General features: G+C 59.3%; 19 protein-coding genes. 2 read left to right on the top strand and 17 right to left on the bottom strand.

What is annotated here, in order from left to right; translation table 11 throughout:
- The first annotated feature begins 55 nt into the window (after positions 1-55).
- Positions 56-682 carry a flavodoxin gene (locus LOY68_RS16015; RefSeq protein ID WP_265045696.1) on the top strand — a complete coding sequence of 209 codons (627 nt, stop codon included), beginning with the start codon at positions 56-58 and terminating at the stop codon, positions 680-682.
- A 105-nt stretch (positions 683-787) separates the two neighbouring features.
- Here LOY68_RS16015 and LOY68_RS16010 read toward each other — a convergent pair whose 3' ends face one another.
- From LOY68_RS16010 to LOY68_RS15935, 16 genes are all read right to left on the bottom strand, one after another.
- Positions 788-1,930: an efflux RND transporter periplasmic adaptor subunit gene (locus LOY68_RS16010; protein ID WP_265045695.1), complete on the bottom strand. Its 1,143-nt coding sequence runs from the start codon at positions 1,928-1,930 to the stop codon at positions 788-790.
- Position 1,931: 1 nt separating this feature from the next.
- The gene (locus tag LOY68_RS16005) at positions 1,932-5,126 is read right to left on the bottom strand and encodes an efflux RND transporter permease subunit (protein WP_265045793.1); all 3,195 of its coding nucleotides are present in this window, start codon (positions 5,124-5,126) and stop codon (positions 1,932-1,934) included.
- Between the two features lie 86 nt (positions 5,127-5,212).
- On the bottom strand, positions 5,213-5,497 hold the full coding sequence (locus tag LOY68_RS16000) for a LysR family transcriptional regulator (protein ID WP_265045694.1): 285 nt from the start codon (positions 5,495-5,497) through the stop codon (positions 5,213-5,215).
- Complete coding sequence (locus LOY68_RS15995; RefSeq protein ID WP_265045693.1) at positions 5,487-5,804, bottom strand: antibiotic biosynthesis monooxygenase family protein; 318 nt, start codon at positions 5,802-5,804, stop codon at positions 5,487-5,489. The genes LOY68_RS16000 and LOY68_RS15995 overlap by 11 nt, the downstream gene beginning before the upstream one ends.
- A gap of 623 nt (positions 5,805-6,427) precedes the next feature.
- Positions 6,428-7,642, bottom strand: a complete 1,215-nt coding sequence (locus LOY68_RS15990; RefSeq protein WP_265045792.1) for an OprD family porin — start codon at positions 7,640-7,642, stop codon at positions 6,428-6,430.
- A 265-nt stretch (positions 7,643-7,907) separates the two neighbouring features.
- Positions 7,908-8,909, bottom strand: coding sequence for a branched-chain amino acid ABC transporter permease (locus tag LOY68_RS15985; protein ID WP_265045791.1), 1,002 nt, complete (start codon positions 8,907-8,909; stop codon positions 7,908-7,910).
- A gap of 5 nt (positions 8,910-8,914) precedes the next feature.
- Complete coding sequence (locus tag LOY68_RS15980) at positions 8,915-9,802, bottom strand: branched-chain amino acid ABC transporter permease (RefSeq protein WP_265045692.1); 888 nt, start codon at positions 9,800-9,802, stop codon at positions 8,915-8,917.
- 71 nt (positions 9,803-9,873) lie between these two features.
- Positions 9,874-11,088 (bottom strand): ABC transporter substrate-binding protein, encoded by a 1,215-nt coding sequence (locus LOY68_RS15975; protein ID WP_265045691.1) that lies wholly within the window; start codon positions 11,086-11,088, stop codon positions 9,874-9,876.
- A gap of 108 nt (positions 11,089-11,196) precedes the next feature.
- Positions 11,197-11,919: an ABC transporter ATP-binding protein gene (locus LOY68_RS15970; protein ID WP_265045690.1), complete on the bottom strand. Its 723-nt coding sequence runs from the start codon at positions 11,917-11,919 to the stop codon at positions 11,197-11,199.
- Entirely contained in the window at positions 11,916-12,692 is a 777-nt protein-coding gene (locus LOY68_RS15965; protein ID WP_265045689.1) for an ABC transporter ATP-binding protein, read from the bottom strand. The genes LOY68_RS15970 and LOY68_RS15965 overlap by 4 nt, the downstream gene beginning before the upstream one ends.
- Positions 12,693-12,968: 276 nt before the next feature.
- The gene (locus tag LOY68_RS15960) at positions 12,969-13,403 is read right to left on the bottom strand and encodes a heme-binding protein (protein WP_163910073.1); all 435 of its coding nucleotides are present in this window, start codon (positions 13,401-13,403) and stop codon (positions 12,969-12,971) included.
- Between the two features lie 67 nt (positions 13,404-13,470).
- Positions 13,471-14,253 (bottom strand): ABC transporter substrate-binding protein, encoded by a 783-nt coding sequence (locus tag LOY68_RS15955; RefSeq protein WP_265045688.1) that lies wholly within the window; start codon positions 14,251-14,253, stop codon positions 13,471-13,473.
- A 157-nt stretch (positions 14,254-14,410) separates the two neighbouring features.
- Positions 14,411-14,764, bottom strand: a complete 354-nt coding sequence (locus LOY68_RS15950; RefSeq protein ID WP_054046155.1) for a RidA family protein — start codon at positions 14,762-14,764, stop codon at positions 14,411-14,413.
- Positions 14,761-16,161 (bottom strand): FAD/NAD(P)-binding oxidoreductase, encoded by a 1,401-nt coding sequence (locus LOY68_RS15945; RefSeq protein WP_265045687.1) that lies wholly within the window; start codon positions 16,159-16,161, stop codon positions 14,761-14,763. The genes LOY68_RS15950 and LOY68_RS15945 overlap by 4 nt, the downstream gene beginning before the upstream one ends.
- Positions 16,154-16,486, bottom strand: a complete 333-nt coding sequence (locus tag LOY68_RS15940; RefSeq protein ID WP_265045686.1) for a (2Fe-2S)-binding protein — start codon at positions 16,484-16,486, stop codon at positions 16,154-16,156. The genes LOY68_RS15945 and LOY68_RS15940 overlap by 8 nt, the downstream gene beginning before the upstream one ends.
- Entirely contained in the window at positions 16,476-17,600 is a 1,125-nt protein-coding gene (locus LOY68_RS15935) for an NAD(P)/FAD-dependent oxidoreductase (protein ID WP_265045685.1), read from the bottom strand. Before LOY68_RS15935 ends, LOY68_RS15940 begins: the two co-directional genes overlap by 11 nt.
- Before the next feature lie 166 nt (positions 17,601-17,766).
- On the opposite strand from LOY68_RS15935, the gene LOY68_RS15930 reads away from it, so the two are divergent.
- Entirely contained in the window at positions 17,767-18,672 is a 906-nt protein-coding gene (locus LOY68_RS15930) for a LysR substrate-binding domain-containing protein (protein WP_054046161.1), read from the top strand.
- On the opposite strand, the gene LOY68_RS15925 is transcribed toward LOY68_RS15930, so the two are convergent.
- A complete protein-coding gene (locus LOY68_RS15925; RefSeq protein ID WP_265045684.1) occupies positions 18,669-19,454 on the bottom strand; it encodes a GntR family transcriptional regulator in 786 nt (261 codons plus the stop codon). The two genes, LOY68_RS15930 and LOY68_RS15925, sit on opposite strands and share 4 nt — an antisense overlap.
- Between the last annotated feature and the right edge of the window lie 39 nt (positions 19,455-19,493).

Raw genomic sequence — 19,493 nt, 5'->3', positions numbered from 1 at the left:
CGCCACACCGTGCCGCGCTACAGATGCGGGTGGGACGCTAACAGGAGAGAGCTGGATGGATGAGCAACACGACCCGGTCCGTCGCGCAGTGATGATGGCGCTGGCGGCGCTGCCTCTGAGCGGGACATCGTCAGCCTCGGCTGACAACGACGTGCGACAAACAGGGTCACGAACACTCGTAGCCTACTTCTCTCGCTCCGGAAACACGCGCGTTATCGCAGGTTTGATACAGCGTGCGCTCGGTACTGATCTCTTCGAAATACGCCCTGCCACGCCCTACCCCGATGATTACTTGAAAACGGTCGAACAGGCGCGGCATGAAAGTGACGTCGAATATAAGCCGCCCCTGGAGGCCATGATTTCGAACATGACGAACTACGACACGGTGTTTCTCGGCTTCCCGATTTGGGGAGCGACCACACCACCAGTCATACGCTCCTTCATGGACGCGCACGACTTTTCTGGCAAGACCTTGATCACCTTCATCACCCATGGCGGCTATGGGCTCGGTAACAGCCAGTCCGTGCTCGCCAGTCATGCACCGAAGGCACACCTGTTGGAAGGCTTCGTGATGGAGGCAGACCAAGAAAGGCGCACCATGGAACGCGTGACGAGCTGGCTGAAAAACGTAAAGGTCCTTGCTTCAGAGGACGGCGTACGGAAGTCGCCCCGCTCTCAGTGAGTCAAGCGTGAAGCCGTCGCGAGTTCGGCGACCTGAGCAAACAGTCTGTGCAATCGACTTTCGGTGCGCACTCGCGCGCGCTACCGAGTTCCTCGGCAGCAGCGCTCAACCCTTCGGAGCGGTAGCGACGCGCACCTGATCGCCGCTCGCCAAACCATCGGGAGGGTTCGCAATCACCTGTTCACCCATGGCTAGCCCACCCGCTAACTCAATGACCGCCCCATAATCACGAGCGATCATCACGGGTTTGAGCTCGACGATCCCGCCAGCGTCCACGGTAGCGACGTGCACCCCATTCTTGCCGATGATCAATGCGCTCGGCGGCAGCCCCACGCCATTCGCATTGCCGCTGGATTCGAACTGCACGTTGGCGAATGCCCCTGGCAGCAGTTCACCTTGCGCATTATCTACAGACAATTGAACTCGCATGGCACCTGAACCACTGTCGACTGCCTGGGAGAGGGATTCGACGGTGGCCGCATAGGCTTTCCCCGGGCGTTCCGGGACGAAGATTTGCGCCAGACCGCCTGGACGGATCAGTGCAAGTTGGCGCTGCGGTACGCTCACGTACACTCGCAACCGCCGCACATCAGACACCACAAACAGTTCGCTGCCAGGTGTCATGCCGACATTGATCAGCGATCCGATATCGGTATTGCGTTCGGTCACGATCCCGTCAAAAGGCGCCACGAGGCGCTTGTAGCTTTGCATGACCTGAACGCGATCGACATTGGCTTGCAGAGCGTTAACCACCGAGCGTCTGCTCGCCAGGTCACTGGTCCGCTCTTCGACTTCTTGCTGTGACACCGCCTGGCTCTGGGCCAGCAGTTGCCATCGTCTTGCGGTGTTTGCAGCCTGATTCGCCGCGCTCCGAGCGGTTACCAGTTCGGCCCTGGCCTGAAGCAGTTGTTGATCCAGGTCTGGCGTTTCGATCTCCGCCAGCACTTGGCCGGCTTTCACCGAGCCACCTATATCGACGGTCCAGTGCGTGAGATAACCGCTGACTCGGGCATAGATCGGTGCCCTGGACCAAGCTTCAATCCGCCCGGGCAATTGCAGTGCGGCATGGGTAATGGAACTCGGCGCCACCAGGGCGACGGTTGCGAGAGCCTGTCCGGCAGCCAGTTCTTGAAGCTGATTGGCTTGGGTTCGGCGGTTCATGACACCGAACACCACGATGGCGGCCGCGACCGCGACCATGGCCACCGCAAACAAATGTCGACGCGGACGGGAAGTTTGAACAGGCATATCAATGAGCTCCAGGCACAAGCCGAGACGTCGAGGTCGAGGTCGCACGGCGGGAATCAGGGGTGTGGACAAGGCTGAACAGTACCGGCACGAACATCAGGGTCGCGACCGTGGCAGCGAGCAGCCCGCCGATCACGGCACGACCCAACGGAGCGTTCTGCTCCCCGCCTTCACCGATGCCGAGGGCCATGGGCAACATTCCGATGATCATCGCCAAGGCAGTCATCAGCACGGGGCGGAAACGCGCGACGCCGGCCTCCAGTGCAGCGGCGGTCGCGTCACCCAATTCGTCCAGGCGCTCACGAGCAAAACTGATGACCAACACGCTGTTGGCCGTCGCAACCCCCATGCACATGATTGCCCCTGTCAGCGCCGGCACCGATAGCGTGGTCCCGGTGATGAACAGCATCCAGACAATCCCGGCCAGCGCCGCGGACAGGCCTGCGACAATGACCGCAGGATCCAGCCACGACTGAAAATTCACCACGATCAGCAGATAGATCAGTACGACGGCGCCGATCAATCCGAACATCAGGCCATTGAACGCACGTTCCATGGTCTGCACCTGACCGAGCAGGTGGACTGTGCTGCCCCGTGGCACCTCACCCGCCATCTCGGCTATAACGCGACGGATATCGGTTGCCACTGCGCCGAGATCCCGGTCCTGCGTCGCGGCATGAATCTGCACCATCGGCTGGACGTTGTATTGAGTGACCAGTGCGCTGCCGGTGGTGCGCTCAAAATCAGCCACCGCGCCCAAGGTGGCGGCACGGGCGGTCGTCCCGTTACCCACCGGCAGGTTGGCCAGCGCTGCGAGGGAATCCAGTTGCGATTGGGGCGTTTGCATCACGATGGGATAACTGACGTTATTGGCCGGGTTCAGCCAGTAGGTCGGCGCCACTTGGCTACTGCCTGCCAGATTGACCACCAGACTGTTAGTCACATCGCGAGTGGACAGGCCGAGTAATTGCGCTTGCGTGCGGTCCAGGTCGACGTTGAACACGGGTGACTTGTTTGACTGTTGAATGCGAGCATCCGCCAGGCCGGGGATCGAACGAATCCGTTTGAGCAACGCCTGGGCATAGGCAAAATTGCCCTCCATGTTGCTCCCCCGGACCTGGATGTCTATGGGTGCCGGCGCACCAAAATTGAGGATCTGACTGACGATGTCCGCCGGCGGAAATGAAAACGTAGTGTCCGGAAACTCCTTGGGCAAGCTCTCACGCAAAAGGCGCACATAGTCAGCCGTAGGACGATGACCATCGCGAAGCGCAATCTGGAAATCCCCATCCTGCGCGCCCATCACCCCGGTGTTGTTGTAGGTCAGATTGATGTTGCTGGGCGGCAAGCCGATGTTGTCGACCATGGTTACAATTTCTTCGGCGGGGATGACTTTACGGACGGCCCGTTCGATGTCTGCGAAACGCACAGCCGTTTCTTCCACGCGGGTACCGACTGGTGCACGGACATGCATCAGCACCTGACCGGAGTCCACCGACGGGAAAAAATTGCTACCGATAAAAGGCACCAGACCAAACGACAGCAGGACCACTGCCATGAAGCCAGCGAGGAAGACCTTGCGACGAGCCAGTGCCTGTTCCAGCGTGGCGCGGTAGTTCTCGCGTATCCGGGAAAAGCCTGCTTCGAAGCGCTGCTGGAAACGCACCAGCGGATTACGCGATGGTAATGCCTGGTCCCCTTCCGCGTGTGCCACGTGTGGCCGCAGCAGGTACTTGGCCATGGTCGGCACAAGCGTGCGCGACAGAACGAACGAACAGACCATCGCGAAGATAACGGCTTCGGCCATGGGTACGAACAGGAAACGCGATACACCGTCGAGGAAAAACATCGGCACAAAGGCAATGCAAATACACAGCAAGGACACAAATGCCGGGGTGACGATCTGCTTTGCGCCATCGAGGATCGCGGTTTCAACATCCTTGCCTTGTTCCAGGTGCCAGTTGACGTTCTCGATCGTCACGGTCGCATCGTCCACCAGAATACCAATGGCCAGCGCCAGCCCGCCCAACGTCATGAGGTTGAGTGTTTCGCCCATAGCGGCCAGGGAGATAATGGAACCGAGGATAGCCAGTGGAATCGACACCGCAATAATAATGGTCGAGCGCCAACTGCCCAGAAACAGCAGGATCATCACGCTAGTCAGTGCCGCCGCCAACGCGCCTTCCAGCACCACCCCCTTGATCGCGGCACGCACGAATACCGATTGGTCGTTGATCGGCAGAACCTTCAACGCTTCCGGCCACGAATCTTTCAGGGTTTCGATCCGGTCGCGAATGCCGTCAACGATCGCCAGAGTCGAGGCCGATCCGTTTTTCAGTACGGTCATCAAGACCGAGCGGTTGCCATCCACATGCACGATGTTGGTCTGCGGCGCGTTGCCGTCGTGAACATCGGCCACATCGCGAAGATAAATGGTGCTGCCGTCTACAACCCTGACCGGTATCAGGCCCAGTTCGTCAATGGCCGACGGCGCACTATTGAGTTGCAGGGTGTATTCGCGGTCGCCGATCTTCTGGCTGCCAATCGGCGTCAGGATATTGTGTGCGGCCAGGGCCGCGGCGACGTCTTGTGCCGAAAGGCCTCTGGCCTGCAACGCGGCCGGATTGATGTCAATCTGCACTTGGCGCTGCTTGCCGCCGTAAGGCAGTGGAATGACCGCACCGGGCACGGTCACCAACGGGGTACGGACCGTGTTCATCCCGAGGTCGAACAAGCTCTGCTCCGACAGCCCTTCACCCGACAATGCCAGTTGCAAAATCGGCACCGTGGCGGCGTTGTAGTTGAGGATCACCGGCGGCTGAATCCCTGCAGGCATCAGCCGTAATGCCACTTGCGAGGCCGCCGTGACCTGAGCGCTGGCAACCGCCACATTAACGCCAGGCTGGAAGAAGATTTTGACTACGCTGACGCCGGCATAGGTGTTTGCCTCGATATGTTCGACATCGTTGACGGCCGTGGTGAGGATGCGCTGGAACACTGTGGAAATACGCCCGGCCATCTGGTCTGGCGGCAACCCGGTGTACTGCCAGGCCACTGCGATCACTGGAATCCGAATCTCGGGAAAAATGTCCGTGGGCGTACGCAACGCTGTGAGCGGCCCGACAATCAGCAACAACAAGGCCATCACCACGAAGGTGTATGGACGCCGCAACGCGACGATTACAGTGCGAATCAACACGGAATAACTCCAGATCTCTGAGGCGAAGTGTTACGGCTGACGTCTGGTTCTGACGTTGAATAAACACTAAAAAGGCGCAGGGCTCAGTTGGCTGCTGCCATCAGCACTTTCTGAATTTCCAGCAACGCAGGCTCCAGCCTCTTGACGATTTCGGTGGCCTTGGGCGTGGGCAACAATGTTCTGCAATGCCGGGTAAACAACGGGTCGCAAAAGTAGCAGCGCAGCTTCGCCAAGGTGTTGCTCACGGCAGGTTGATGGACCTCCAGCCGTCCGGCTGCTTTGGTAACTCCCTGCTCGCGATATACCACCAGAAGCGTCAGTAAACTGTTGAGGTCAATCTCAAGAAACAATCGCTCATCAAACTTCATCTTGCGCAGCCTCATCCATCAGCGGGGTGAAACTGGCAAAAGTCAGGTTCGCACGCGCCTCTATCAACGCGTTGACCAACTGGGTCATGTGAGTGCTTGAAAAGTGCAGGGTCATGTCCGATGCGCTTGACCAGTAACCGCTCAGAATCCACAAGTTCGATTCGGCAGGGCTGCGACTGACCACATATCCCAAACACCCTGGCGCCTCCTCGAAGCGAAAGGCGAACGAATGCAAACGGCGTTCGAAAAGCGCGTCGGCCGCTTCAAAGAAACGAATCTCCAGCGTGTTCACGGCTTCGATGTTCATACAAAGATCCTTCCTGAAAAACCGACGACAACGTTGATCAACCCCTCCGTGATGCCGAGTCGATCGTCACCAAGCGACACAACGGATGCGGCAAAACACGGTTAATCCACGACGGTCTGAATAAATCGGGGACCTTCAAAAGCGACTCTTGAAGGGGACGGTTCCGAACTTAATGAGGGAGATGATCAATGACTACATGGGTTTTTCCGCATAACCACATGAAGCTCACTCATCAATCCACCCGGCACGCTTTTTTTACCGTCAATGCACCACTGAAAACGACACATGAGAGCTAGGCCGCTCAAGCCGTAAAGGGGCATGAGGCAGAACGTCTTTCAGTCACGGCGCGGTGGCCACACCCAAGGCGAACCGGGGCTTGGCGACAATCGCAGGCTCGACCAACCAAAGATTCTCGAATGGAGACTGCCCCCAGGACCGAAGTAACTGAATAGGAGGAACGGGCCATTCAATAGCCCGACTGAACCTGCGTCAGATACAAAAAATCCTGGGCGCATGGATACATCCAGCAATGATTAAAGCGACACAGAAGTGGCGCATGACCGCTCAAGTGGTCGGCGGCAACGGCCGCCAATTAGCGGCCGCAAGCCTTGCGAAGGACGCGCTTACCAGATCGGTACGCTGTAACTGACGATTACGCGGTTTTCATCGAGATCACTGCCGATATTGCTCCGGGTCGAGGCATTACGAAGGCGCAAGCCCAGGTTCTTGAGCGGCCCCTCCTGAAACACATAGGCGAGGTCTGTGTTGCGCTCCCAAGTCTTGCCCTCGCTCAATCCTGGCCCGCGGTCGACGTTATCGCCATTGATGTAGCGGGTCATGAAAGTCAGCCCGGGTACGCCGAGTGCCGCGAAGTCGAAGTCGTAGCGCAATTGCCAGGAATGTTCGTCCTGATTGCCGAAATCGTTGATCTGCACCAGATTGATCAGCGCGTTGTCGGCACCTGCGACGTAAGCGAAACCGGTGTCCCCGCTCATCTGCTGATAGCCGGCGGTAAAGCCGTTGGCGCCGAGTCGATAGGTGAACAGTGCGCCGAAGGCATCGTTGTCGACATTACTGCCGCCGTCATCAGTGGACCGTGCGAAACGCAGGTCGGACTTGAAGCTCTGCCCCTCGCCTAACGGCAGCTGGTGCACCAGGTTGACCAGGTGCTGCTTGTAGATACCATCGAGACCGCCGTAGTAGTAGCTGGTGGACAGTTGGGGTGTCCATTTGTAACTGGCACCGCCGAACAGGAACTCATCACTTGCCTTGACGCTGCCTAATACGATGTTGCGTCTACCCCCATTGAATACGGTCATCTCCTCGTTATCCGATGAATCGCGCTGGTTGACCCGATCAATGCGACCCAGGTCGAGTGTGAGGTCTTTTACCTCGTTGCTATTGAGCCAGGCGCCACGAAAAGTCTGTGGCAGCAGGCGAGTATCGTTGCGCATCAGCATCGGCAACACCGGCTGTAGCGTGCCGAGTTTGAGTGTGCTTTTTGACGCTCGCAGTTTGGCGGTAAATCCAGCTTCACCGTACTCGTCCTGGGCGCGTCTTGGAGCTTCACGATCACTTTTGAGGATGCCGGTGCCGACTCGGTCAGGGCTGGAATCGAGCTTGACGCCGAGCAGGCCTGTCGCATCGACGCCCACGCCGATCGGGCCATCGGTGTAACCCGATTCAAAGCGCAATATAAAACCCTGGGCCCACTCCTCAGCCTTGGACTGCGCAGCACCGCTCTGACGGAAGTCGCGATTCATGTAGAAGTTGCGCGTGTCCAGATTGGCTTTGCTCTCGTTGATAAAGTCAGCCGAGACCGGCGTCGAGACGCACATGGCAGCAGTGAGACCGGAGAATGTGCAGAATGGAGCAGAACGATGGAGGTACATAAGGCTCTCTTCTCATAGGGGGGTAGTGCGTCCTCGAAACCGGCCTTGCAACGCGATACCCAGGTGGCGGCCGCTGGAAGCAGCCTGTTTTTGTTTTTTTCCACACTTTGCAAACAACTGATCAACCACTCGAACAGCTGAATCGGGCAAACAGTTCCCCGCAACGCGGATCTGGGGATCCGCGCCCTGAGGACACAACCGATTACAGGATTTAGAAGTTACGTCGCGCCAACTTAAGTACCCAGCCGACGATCCCGACGCGGAATAACAACACGCAGATGACGAAGATCATCCCCAGGATGACGTGCACCCATTCACCCAATGGTCCGTTAGACAGGTAGCTCTGCAGAGTGACCACTACCGCGGCGCCAACGAAAGGACCCAGTACGGTGCCCACGCCCCCCAGCAGCGTCATCAAGATCACCTCTCCCGACATATGCCAATGGGCATCTGTCAAAGAGGCCAACTGGAACACGACTGTCTTGGTTGATCCGGCCAGGCCGGTCAGCGCGGCAGAGATGACGAAGGCCAATAGCTTGTGCGCGTCGACGTTGTAACCCAGGGAAATCGCCCGCGGCTCATTCTCACGAATCGCCTTGAGCACCTGCCCGTAGGGCGAGTGGATGGTGCGCTGGATAACCGCATAACCGAACACAAACACGGCGAGAACGAAGTAGTACATTGTCAGGTTGTCGTTCAGATCGAACAGACCAAACAACTGGCCACGGGGCACGCCGTGCATACCGTTTTCACCACCGGTAAATGGCGCCTGCACGTAGATGAAGAACACTAACTGCGCCAACGCAAGAGTAATCATGGCGAAGTAGATACCTTGGCGCCGGATGGCCAGCAGGCCGAACAACAATCCGAGGGCTGCAGATGCCAAGGTTCCGGCGAGAATGCCCAATTCGGTTCCCAGGCCGCTGTAGTGGCTGAGTAGATAGCCAGTGACATAGCCGCCGCTGGCGAGGAAGGCGGCATGCCCGAAGGACAGCAGACCGGCGTAGCCGAGCAACAGGTTGAAGGCGCTGGCAAACAGTGCAAAGCACAGTAGCTTCATCAGGAATACCGGGTACACCGCCAACGGTGCGGCCAGCGCTACGATAGACACTGCCAGATAAAACCAACGCTTGCGCCGCACAGCGGCCTGACGCCGCTCGTGGTCGGCATTCGGCTGCAGGACCTGAGCGCCTTGCTTGATTTGCAGACTCATCATGTTTACGCCTCTTTTCCGAACAGTCCCGCAGGACGAATCAGCAATACGAGCACCATGACCAGGAACACCACAGTGTTGGCCGCCTCGGGATAAACGACCTTGGTTAATCCCTCGATCAGCCCCATGGCCAGCCCGGTGACGATGGCGCCCATGATCGAACCCATGCCGCCGATCACCACCACGGCAAACACCACGATCAGCAGGTTGGCGCCCATGGTCGGCGTGACTGAGTAGATCGGCGCGGCCAGCACGCCAGCGAATGCTGCCAGGGCTGCGCCATAGCCATAGGTCAGGGTGACCAGCAGCGGAACGTTGATGCCGAACGCCTGCATCAGCTTTGGATTCTCGGTGCCGGCACGCAGGTAAGAGCCCAGACGAGTACGCTCGATCAAGAACCAGGTGGCCAGACACACGATCAACGCGGCGACTATCACCCAGGCGCGGTAGGTAGGCAGGAACATGAAGCCAAGGTTGTAGCCGCCCTTGAGCTGCTCCGGCATTGGGTAGGAGGAACCGGACACCCCGAACAACTTGACGAATGAGCCCTCGACGATCAGCGCCAGGCCAAAGGTCAGCAGCAGGCCGTAGAGGTGATCCTCACCGGCTATGCGCCGCAACAGGCCGCGCTCGATGAGCATGCCAAGGACACCCACCAGCAATGGTGCCAGCACCAATGCAACCCAGTAGTTCAAGCCCAGGTAGTTGAGCCCAAGTACGGCGATGAAGGCACCCAACATGTACTGGGCGCCGTGGGCGAAGTTGATGATCCGCAGGAGCCCGAAAATGATCGCCAGACCCAGGCTGAGCAAAGCATAGAAGGCCCCGTTGATCAGCCCCAGGAGCACCTGGCCGAACAATACACTCAGGGGAATACCGAATACGACAGTCATGATTTACCACCCGCTGGAAGTCAGTGACACCCGGCGGCCAGCAGCCGGGCAATAGCTGGAATCACAACCGTTCAGTTTTTCGTGACCAGCTTGCACTTGCTTTCAGCCAGAGGGCGGTAGGCTTCCTCGCCAGGAATCGTGCGAACGATTTTGTACAGGTCCCACTCCCCTTTTGATTCCGCTGGAGTTTTGACCTGAGCCAGGAACATGTCGTGAACCATTCGGCCATCGACACGAATTTTTCCGTTCTTGGCGAACATGTCATTGACCGGTGTCGCCACCATCTGTGCGCGTACCGTCTGCGCATCATCGCTGCCAGTCGCCTTGATGGCATTCAGGTAATGAGTGGTCGCCGAGTAGATGCCTGCCGGCACCATGCCCGGCATCTTGCCGGTGCGTTTGAAGTAGCGCTGAGCCCATGCTCGGCTTTCATCGTTCATGTCCCAGTACCATCCAGTGGTCAGCATCAGACCCTGAGTCACCGCCAAACCCATGGCATGGATGTCGTTGAGGAACACCACCATACCGGCGAGTTTTTGTCCGGACTGCGCGACGCCAAACTGGCTGGCAGTCATCAGCGAATTGACGGTATCGGAGCCGGCGTTGGCCAATGCAATCACTTCTGCGCCAGACCCCTGGGCCTGCAAGATGTAGGAAGAAAAGTCGCTGGTCGGGAATGGATGACGGACCTTGCCAACCACCTTGCCGCCATCAGCCTCGACGACCTTGGTGATGTCCGCTTCCATCGCATGGCCGAAGGCATAATCGGCGGTCAGGATGAACCAGCTCTTGCCGCCAGACGCGAGCACAGCCTTGGCGGTTCCATTGGCCAAGGCGTAGGAGTCATAGGTCCAGTGAATGTGATTGGGTGAGCAAAACTCATTGGTCAGGCTGGAGGCCGCTGCGCCAGAAATCAACGCCAGCTTACCGGCCTGCTCAACCACCTTGCTTGCCGCCAGCACGACCGAGGAAGCCACCATGCCGGTGACCATGTCGACATTGCGCTCATCCACCCATTGGCGAACGGTGTTAGCGCCGACATCAGGCTTATTCAGGTCATCGGCACTGAAGACCACGATTTTCTTGCCATTGACCTGACCGCCGAAATCCTCGACGGCCATATTCAGTGCTTCCAGTCCGCCGGGGCCGGAGAGGTCGCGGTAAGTGCCGGACATATCGGCCAGATAACCGATTCGAATCTCGTCATTGCTGATCTGAGCCTGGGCGGCGCTGACAAGCAGGCTGGAGACAAGAACGGCACGTGCAGTCTTCTGAAAAACCTTCATTTAGCTCACCCATTCTTCACAGTTATTGTTGTTGTTTCGGGCAAAACGATCCCGTATCGGCGGGTCTTGAGCCACGTCGACACCTATGTCGCAGGGATAAAACGGATCTCAGACGCCGAGACAGCTCTGCAGGAGTTCCTGTTTCGACTCCAGTTCAGCAGCGCTGATTTCTTCCACGATCTGACCGTGGTCCATCAAGTAATGGCGGTCAGCCAAAGGTGCTGCGAAGCGAAAATTCTGCTCCACCAACACAATGGTCAGGCCTTTGTTCTTGAGCTTGATCAACACTTCGGCCAGCTTCTGCACGATCACCGGGGCCAAGCCTTCGGTGATCTCATCCAGCAACAACAGATTGGCGCCCGTGCGCAGGATCCGCGCCATGGCCAGCATCTGCTGTTCGCCGCCGGACAGGCGTGTGCCCTGGCTGAAACGCCGTTCATAGAGATTGGGAAACATCTCGTAGATTTCGTCGAGGCTCATGCCGTCGTTGCGCACCACCGGTGGCAGCAGCAGGTTCTCCTCGACATTGAGACTGGCGAAAATACCCCTCTCTTCCGGGCAGTAGCCGACGCCCAATCGCGGGATCAGGTGCGCGGCGAGACCGATGGTCTGGTTGCCATTGACCACGATCGAGCCGGTGCGACGGCCGACCATATTCATGATTGCGCGCAGCGTGGTGGATCGCCCGGAGCCGTTGCGTCCAAGCAAGGTGATGAGTTCGCCACGCCGCACTTGCAGGTCGATGCCGTGCAAGATGTGAGATTCGCCATAGAAAGCATGCAGATCACTGACCCGCAGTTGCTCGAAATCCAGAGCGTGCGGACTGTTCATGCGTGCTCTCCTGCAAGGCTGACAGCTTCACTGCCAAGGTAGGCCTCGCGCACCAACGGATTGGCGGAGACGCTGGCATAGTCTCCTTCGGCGAGAATCGCCCCGCGTGCCAGCACGGTGATGCGGTCGCACAGCTCGCTGACCACTCCCAGGTTATGATCGACCATCAATACCGTGCGCCCTACGGCGGCCTGACGTATCAGGTCAATGACTATGTTGACGTCCTCGTGACCCATGCCTTGGGTCGGCTCGTCGAGCAGCAACACCTCCGGATCCAGTGCCAGGGTGGTGGCCAACTCCAGTGCGCGTTTACGACCGTAAGGCAGCTCGATGGTCAGGGTATTGGCGTCGTCGAGCAGACCGACCTGCTCCAACATCTGTAAAGCCCGCTCATTAAGCCCCTCGAGGCTGCGCTCGGACTTCCAGAAGTGAAAGGAGTTACCCAGCTTGCGCTGCAAGGCCACCCGCACGTTCTCCACCACACTCATGTGGCCAAACACTGCGGATATCTGGAATGACCGCACCAAACCCAAGCGGGCAATTTCATTGGGTTTCAAACGGGTGATCGACTGGCCACGGTAGAGGATCTCACCGCGGGTGGGCGGGAGAAACTTGGTGAGGAGGTTGAAAACGGTGGTTTTGCCGGCGCCGTTGGGCCCGATCAGTGCATGAATATGGCCCGTCTGCACACGTAGATCGACCGAATCCACCGCAGTGAAACCGCGAAATTCTTTGGTCAAGCCACGCGTTTCCAGCACGATTTCTGACGACATTTGAAGCCCTCTAACCTTAGTTATTTTTATTGGTTATGGCGCTACAGCGCGATTTGACGTTTACGTAAACGAAACCGCTCATTCAAAAAAAATCTACTTGATACAAACTCTCCAGCTGGCCTCAGGCACGCTGATGGAACAGCTCCAGATTGATCAATCAACGCTCATTCCGCATGCCTAAAATGGCGAATTTGTTGCACGATCCGAGGTATGCGCGATCCCGGTCCTCTGCCGATGCGCCTGGCGGTGATTTGACGGGAAAACCAGCACAAAGACCTAAGGCGCAGTAACGCCGTTGCCACCAGCACGCAGCAAATCCTCAACCGCCAACCGCGCCACTTCGGCATCCTGCTCCGCCTTGACGCCGGACACACCGACAGCGCCAATGCAGTGACCTTCGTGCCAGATGGCAACGCCGCCCTCAAGCATGCCTTGCAGGTTCGGCGCACTTAAAAATGCCTGACGCCCGCCATTGATCATGTCTTCGTAAAACTTGCTGTCGCGACGGCCCAGCGCTGCGGTGCGGGCCTTGTCGGTGGCGATGTAGCCGGCGATCGGCGCCGCACCGTCCAGACGCAGCAGTCCCAGCGGATGCCCGCCGTCGTCGACGACAGCAATCGCCACGCCCCAGTTGCGCGCCTGTGCCAACTGTTTTGCCGTAGACAGCAGGTGTGAAACCTCTTGTTCACTGAGAAAAGCCTTGGTTTGCATCCCGCCTCCTGATCAAAAAAGAACGGCACGCCGGCTCAAGCAAGCGTGCCGATAGAACACACGCGGCTTAATCGCCGTAGATGTCGAAGTCAAAGTACTTCTGGCGAATTTTGTCGTAGGTGCCATCAGCCCGAATCGCCGCCAGGGCCTGGTTGAAACGGCCTGCCAGCGGATCGTTCTTGCGCACGGCAATGCCGATGCCTGTGCCGAAGAATAGCTCTTCAGTGAAATTCGGGCCGACGAATTCATAATCCTGCCCTTCCGGCCGCTTCAACAGGCTTTCATCGATCACCACCGAACTGGCCATGGTTGCGTCGAGGCGCCCGCCCAGCAGGTCGAGGAAGATTTCGTTCTGCGAGCCGTAGCGCACCACTTCGGCGCCGGCCGGGGCGAATTTCTCGGTGACGTAACGATCGAAGTTGGTCGCGCGCTGAACGCCAATGCGTTTGCCCTTGAGCTGCGCCGGAATGTCGACGATGCCGCTGCCTTTCTTGAACACCAGGCGCGCCGGAATTCGGTAGTAGCGATTGCTGAAGTCGACCGACTTGAGGCGCTCCGGGGTCATCGACATCGAAGAAATCACCGCGTCGACTTTCTTCACCTTGAGCGCGGGAATCAGGCCGTCGAACTCTTGTTCCTTCCACTCGCACTGGACTTTCATTTGCGCGCACAAGGCCTGGCCGATGTCGTAGTCGAAACCGACAATCTGGTTATCGGGGGTCTTCGAAGCGAACGGCGGATAAGCCGCTTCGATGCCCAGGCGCAGCGGCTGCTCCGCCGCGTGAAGGTTGCCGGCCAATGCCAGCAGCGAGATGAAACCAGCCTTCAATAGCGTATTTTTTACGTTCATACATGACTCCAGATGCGATGTTGTTTGTGTCGGGCGCTCCGCAAAAGAAGGCGTCCGTTATGGCAGCGGAAATGTGAACAGGCGGAGATGGCGGCTCTGATGGCCCCTGCTCCGTTGTTGCGCCGTGTGGAACCGGCGCAACGGGGTCGGGCAACACTCAGACGGCGGCGGTGACGATCAGCTCCAGCAGGATCTGCGGGTCATCGAACATCACCTGGGCGGTGGCGCGTGCCGGCGTTTGCGCGGCATCGACCCAGGCACTCCAGGTTTCATTCATGCCGGCGAAATCGGCACTCATGTCTTTCATCCAGATCTGCACACTGAGCAGCCGGCTCTTGTCGCTGCCGGAGATTTCCAGCAACTCGTCGACCCGTTGCAGCACCTGGCGCGTCTGGCCACGGATGTCCTGGCTGCAATCGGCGGCGACGATGCCGCTCAACCAGGCGACGCCGTTGTGCACGACGCTGCGGCTCAGGCGTGGGTTGCTTTCGATGCGTTGGATAAGGCTCATACAGGCTCCTGGGTCAAAGGTGTCTCGGTTGATAGTTGGGCAAGGGTGATGGGTTTGAGCGGTGATCGAATGCGGTAGTAGCCGACTTCTGTGGCAGGCACCTGGCGCTGCGCGGCAATGATTTCAGTGACGCTCAAGCCACACTGGCGCCCCTGACAAGGCCCCATGCCGCAGCGACCGAACGCCTTGGCCTGATTGGGCCCCAGGCACCCCAGCTCGACGTACTGGCGAATCGAACCGGCGCTGACTTCTTCGCAGCGACAGACAATCACCTCGTCGGCGGGTATGCGGTTTTGCTGCTGCGGGCGGTACAAGGCATCGATCAGTGGCCGCGCGGCAAGCTGGCGACGCAACGCCTTGCGATACGGCGCGGCGAGTCGTTGCGCCTGTTGCGCATCGAGCTTTCCCGAGCGGGCGGCAATCGCCAGCCCGACCAGACGGCCTTCGAGCCGCGCCACCTGCGCCCCGCCGATTGCCCCGCCATCACCGGCGATGTAAATGCCCGGCAGGCTGGTTTCACCTTGGCTGTCACGGCGCGCAATCCAGCACAATTGCTGTTCGCTCCAGTCGTGTTCCAGGCGCAACGACCAGCTGATCTGTGTGTTGGGCACCACGCCTTGATGCAGCAGGATCAACGAAGCGCGAATGGTCCTGTTCCGTCCGTGACTGACGAAGCTCAAGGCGCTGGCGTGCGCCTGCCCTTCGATACGCAAATCCCGCGCATCGCGAAAATGCCTGACGTCGGCGCGCTTCAGTTCGGCCAGCAGTTGCAGGCCCTTGAGCAAATCGCGCCAGCCGCGCAAGGCGCTTGGGATGTTGCGCCAGGCACGCAGCAGATCCTTGCGGCCACTGGTGTCCACCAGCGCTTCAATCGCAACCCCGGCGCGCAGGTATTGCACCGCCAGCAGGTACAGCAACGGTCCGCAACCAGCGAGTACCACGGGGCCTTGCGGCACCAGTGCGGCATTTTTCAGCAGGATCTGTCCGGCACCGGCGGTCATCACGCCCGGCAAGGTCCAGCCCGTAATCGGCATGGGGCGCTCGAACGCCCCGGTGGCGATCAACACATGCCGCCCCTGGAGGATTTGCGCCCGCCCCTCGATCAGGAAATGCACCTGACGCTGCGGTGTCACCTGCCAGATCGCCGCATTGGGCAGGTATCGGGCGGCGCATTGCAGAAACTTCGCAACCAGTGGCGCGCCCGCTTCATAGTCGCGCCCCAATAGCTGGCGGCTGCGCGCGTCGGCCTGCTGGATGTTGCGATAAATCTGCCCTCCCGGGCTGCCCAGCTCATCCAGCACCACCACCGAAAGCCCGCGCTCCGAAGCCTCAAGGGCGGCACTCATGCCGGCCGGGCCGGCGCCAATCACGATGAGATCGACCGTTTGCTCATTCATCAGCCACCTCCTCCTCTCCCCCCAGCACATCGCGAGCGCCACGCTGACGCTGGACTCGCATGCCCGCTCGAACCGGCAGCAAACAGGCCTGGCAGTTGGCTTGGCCATCGACCTCAACCAGACATTCGAAGCACACCCCCATCATGCAAAAGGGCGCGCCGGGCCGGCCGTTGACCGCGCTTTCACGGGTATGAGTGACGCCGCTGCCGAGCAATGCCGCGGCGAGTGACACGCCGGCCGGCACTGACAATGGCGCGCCTTCGAATTCGATCTGCACGGTGTTTTGCCCAGGGCCGATCGCCCGAAACAACGAATCAACCGACATGGCGCACCTCGCTTTTGTGGTGAAAGCGCCCAAGGCCGAACGCCTCGACCGCCGGATCGTCGAACTCACCGTCGATCCACGGCGCCAGGCGCAAGGCGTGAATCGCCGCCAGGGTCACGCCGCTGTGGCAACTGACCACTACGGCTCCCGGACATGCCTGGGAGGCTTCATAAATGGGATAGCCATCGGCGCTCATCACCCGCAGCGCGCCCCAGGCCCGGACCAGGCGCACTTGCCCCAACCGGGGAAAACAGCGCACCGCGCGCGCGGCGATCGTCGCCATCACTTCGCTGCCGGTGCCGTCATCGAACCCGGCGGACTCATGCGAGTCGCCCAACTGCACCGTGCCTTCGTCGGTCTGGCGTATGTAGGTGGTGGGGTAATGCAGAAAAGGTTTGAGGCGCTCGGTGACCAGGATCTGCCCTCGGTTGGGACTCACGGGCACGTCGATTCCCAACTGAGCGCCCAGCTCACGATTGCCGAGTCCGGCGGCCAGGATCACTCGCCCGGCATACCAGCGTTGTTCACCGGCCTGCAGCTCGAAGCCCGAGGCGCGTTGGCCGATGGCGCTGACCCGATGACCATTGATGATCCTGACCCCACGCGCCCGGCAGGCGGCGTACAGCGAGCGCAGCAGCTTGAGCGGATTGACGTGCCCGTCCATGGGCGAATAGCAGGCACCCACGACCGTCGGCCCCACGCCCGGCAGCCGCGCCTTCAGTTGTTCGCCATCCAGCAACTCGAAGGGGTAATCGCCTTGCATGGCATCGCGCAGCCAGAGCAGCCGACGGCTTTCCTCGGCCATTTCCTCGTCACTCAAACACAGCTGGAAACCGCCCGGCTGACGCAAATGAAGATCGATGCCAGTATCGGCCTGCAACGAGGCCGCCAAGCGTGGCCACAGCGCCACCGCTTCACGCGTCCATTGCGCATAGGCACTCATCCCGTATCCCTTGCCCTGCACCCACAGCAGACCGAAGTTGCCACGGGCCGCGCGCAAGGCATCATCGCCTTCATCCAGTACGCTGACCTGACGCCCCATCAAGGCCAGCCCATAAGCAATGGACAGCCCGACCAAACCACCGCCGACGATCATGACATCAGTTTTTTGCATGAGCTTCACTGCCGCCCTTTCAACGCCAGGCAATCAGCCCAGGCGCAGGCATTACGCCTGGATAATCTTGATAGGGACGATGCTAAACAGCAGACAAGCGCTTGAAAAATGCTTTATTTTGGCAAGGCCATGTCTTTTTGTTATGGCTTTTTTGAAGGATATCATCATGAATCTTCGCCAGCTGGAAGCCTTCCGCGCGGTCATCCTCGGCCAGACCGTCACCCGCGCTGCCGAGATGCTGCACATTTCGCAACCGGCGGCGACGCGACTGATTGCCAGCCTCGAGGAGGACATCGGCTTTGATTTGTTTGTCCGCGCCAAGGGCCGATTGCAACCCACTGCCGAGGCCATGACGCTGTATCAGGAAGTGCAACGCTCACTGCTCGGGGTCGAGCGCATTGCCCGAGCGGCACAAGACATCCGCAGCTTGAAACGCGGTTCACTGCACATCGCTTGCGCACCGGCCATGGGACTGTCATTCCTGCCGCGAGCCATCGCCGCGTTCATGGCTGAACATGATCAAGTGCAGATCTCGCTGGTGGTGCATTCATCGCGCGAGATCGTTGATCTGGTGGTCGGTCAGCGCTGCGATCTGGGCATCATCGTACTGCCCAACACCTACCCGAGCCCGCGCGCAGAAAAACTGCTGGCAACACGGATGCTCTGCGCACTGCCGGCCAATCATCGCTTGCAGGACAAGGCCACCATCCGCCCGGAGGATCTGCAAGGCGAGGCGTTTATTTCGTATCCACAATCCATCGGCTCGCGCCAACACATCGACTCTATATTTGCCGCACACGGGGTCGAGCGTGAACTGCGCCTGGAGACCCAGCTGTCGCTGCCAATGTGCATGTTCGTCGAACAAGGATTGGGAATAGCGCTGGTCGATGCCATCAGCGCGGTCGAGTACCGGGGCAATGGCATCGTGTTCAGAGCGTTCGAGCCGGCCATCGAGATGGACTTCAACATGCTGTTGCCGGTTCAAGGACCGGCGTCGAAACTGCAAATCAGCTTTCTCGAACACATGCAGCACTTCATCGCTCGGGAGGTTCCGGCGGATTATCGGTTTTAGACGCGAAAGCTGTTGACCCGACTGTCTGCCAGTTTGAACACCACGCGCTGCGGGTGATTGATCGAGACCAGATACTCCACCGGCTGCCCTTGGGTGTCGAAAATCACGCCCCGATACACCAACGCGGCCGTCCCGGGATCGACCTCCAGCAGACGCGCCTCCTGGTCATTCATCGTGGCAATACTCAACGTCCCCTCGTCGCTGTCGATTTCGATCTGATAGCGCGACAGCAACAACGCATACAACGAGCCGCCCTCGATCAAATCCCCCGCCACCAGTTCCGGCACACGGGCCGCAGGAATATAACTGGTCTCGATGCAGAACGGCTTTTGGTCCACGGTGCGCAGACGCCTGATGGTCAGCAACACATCGCCTTCCTGAATCTTCAGCAGTTTGGCGACGCGGACGCTGGCCTGGGCTTGTTCGAAATAGAGCAATTTGCTGCCGGACCGGGCTCCCGCTTGTTCAACCACTTCGGCGATGCCTTTACGCGCCACCGTATTAAGCGGCCGTTCGACGCCCGGAGCGGTCACGAAGGTTCCGCGATTGCCGCGGCGCTCCAGGACCCCACGATCGATCAGTGTTTGCAGCGCCTTGCGCAAGGTCATCCGGCTGATCCCCAGATGTTCGGCCAGGTCCCGTTCTGCCGGGATTCGCTCAGCCGGCCCGAACTCCGGGCGCTCAAGCATTTCAAGCAACGCCTGGACCGCCTGCCAGGCCACCTGCTTGCGTTGGGGCGCGGGAAACGCCACGTCGGAGGGTTTTTCGCTGGTCACTTTCATGGTCTACATCCTGGAATATTTTTCTGGCGATCCACTGCG

Source organism: Pseudomonas sp. B21-053, from assembly GCF_026016365.1.
GTDB lineage: Bacteria > Pseudomonadota > Gammaproteobacteria > Pseudomonadales > Pseudomonadaceae > Aquipseudomonas > Aquipseudomonas nunensis.
The sequence above is the reverse complement of the archived record's forward strand: the minus strand, read 5'-3'. Positions and strand labels throughout refer to the sequence as shown.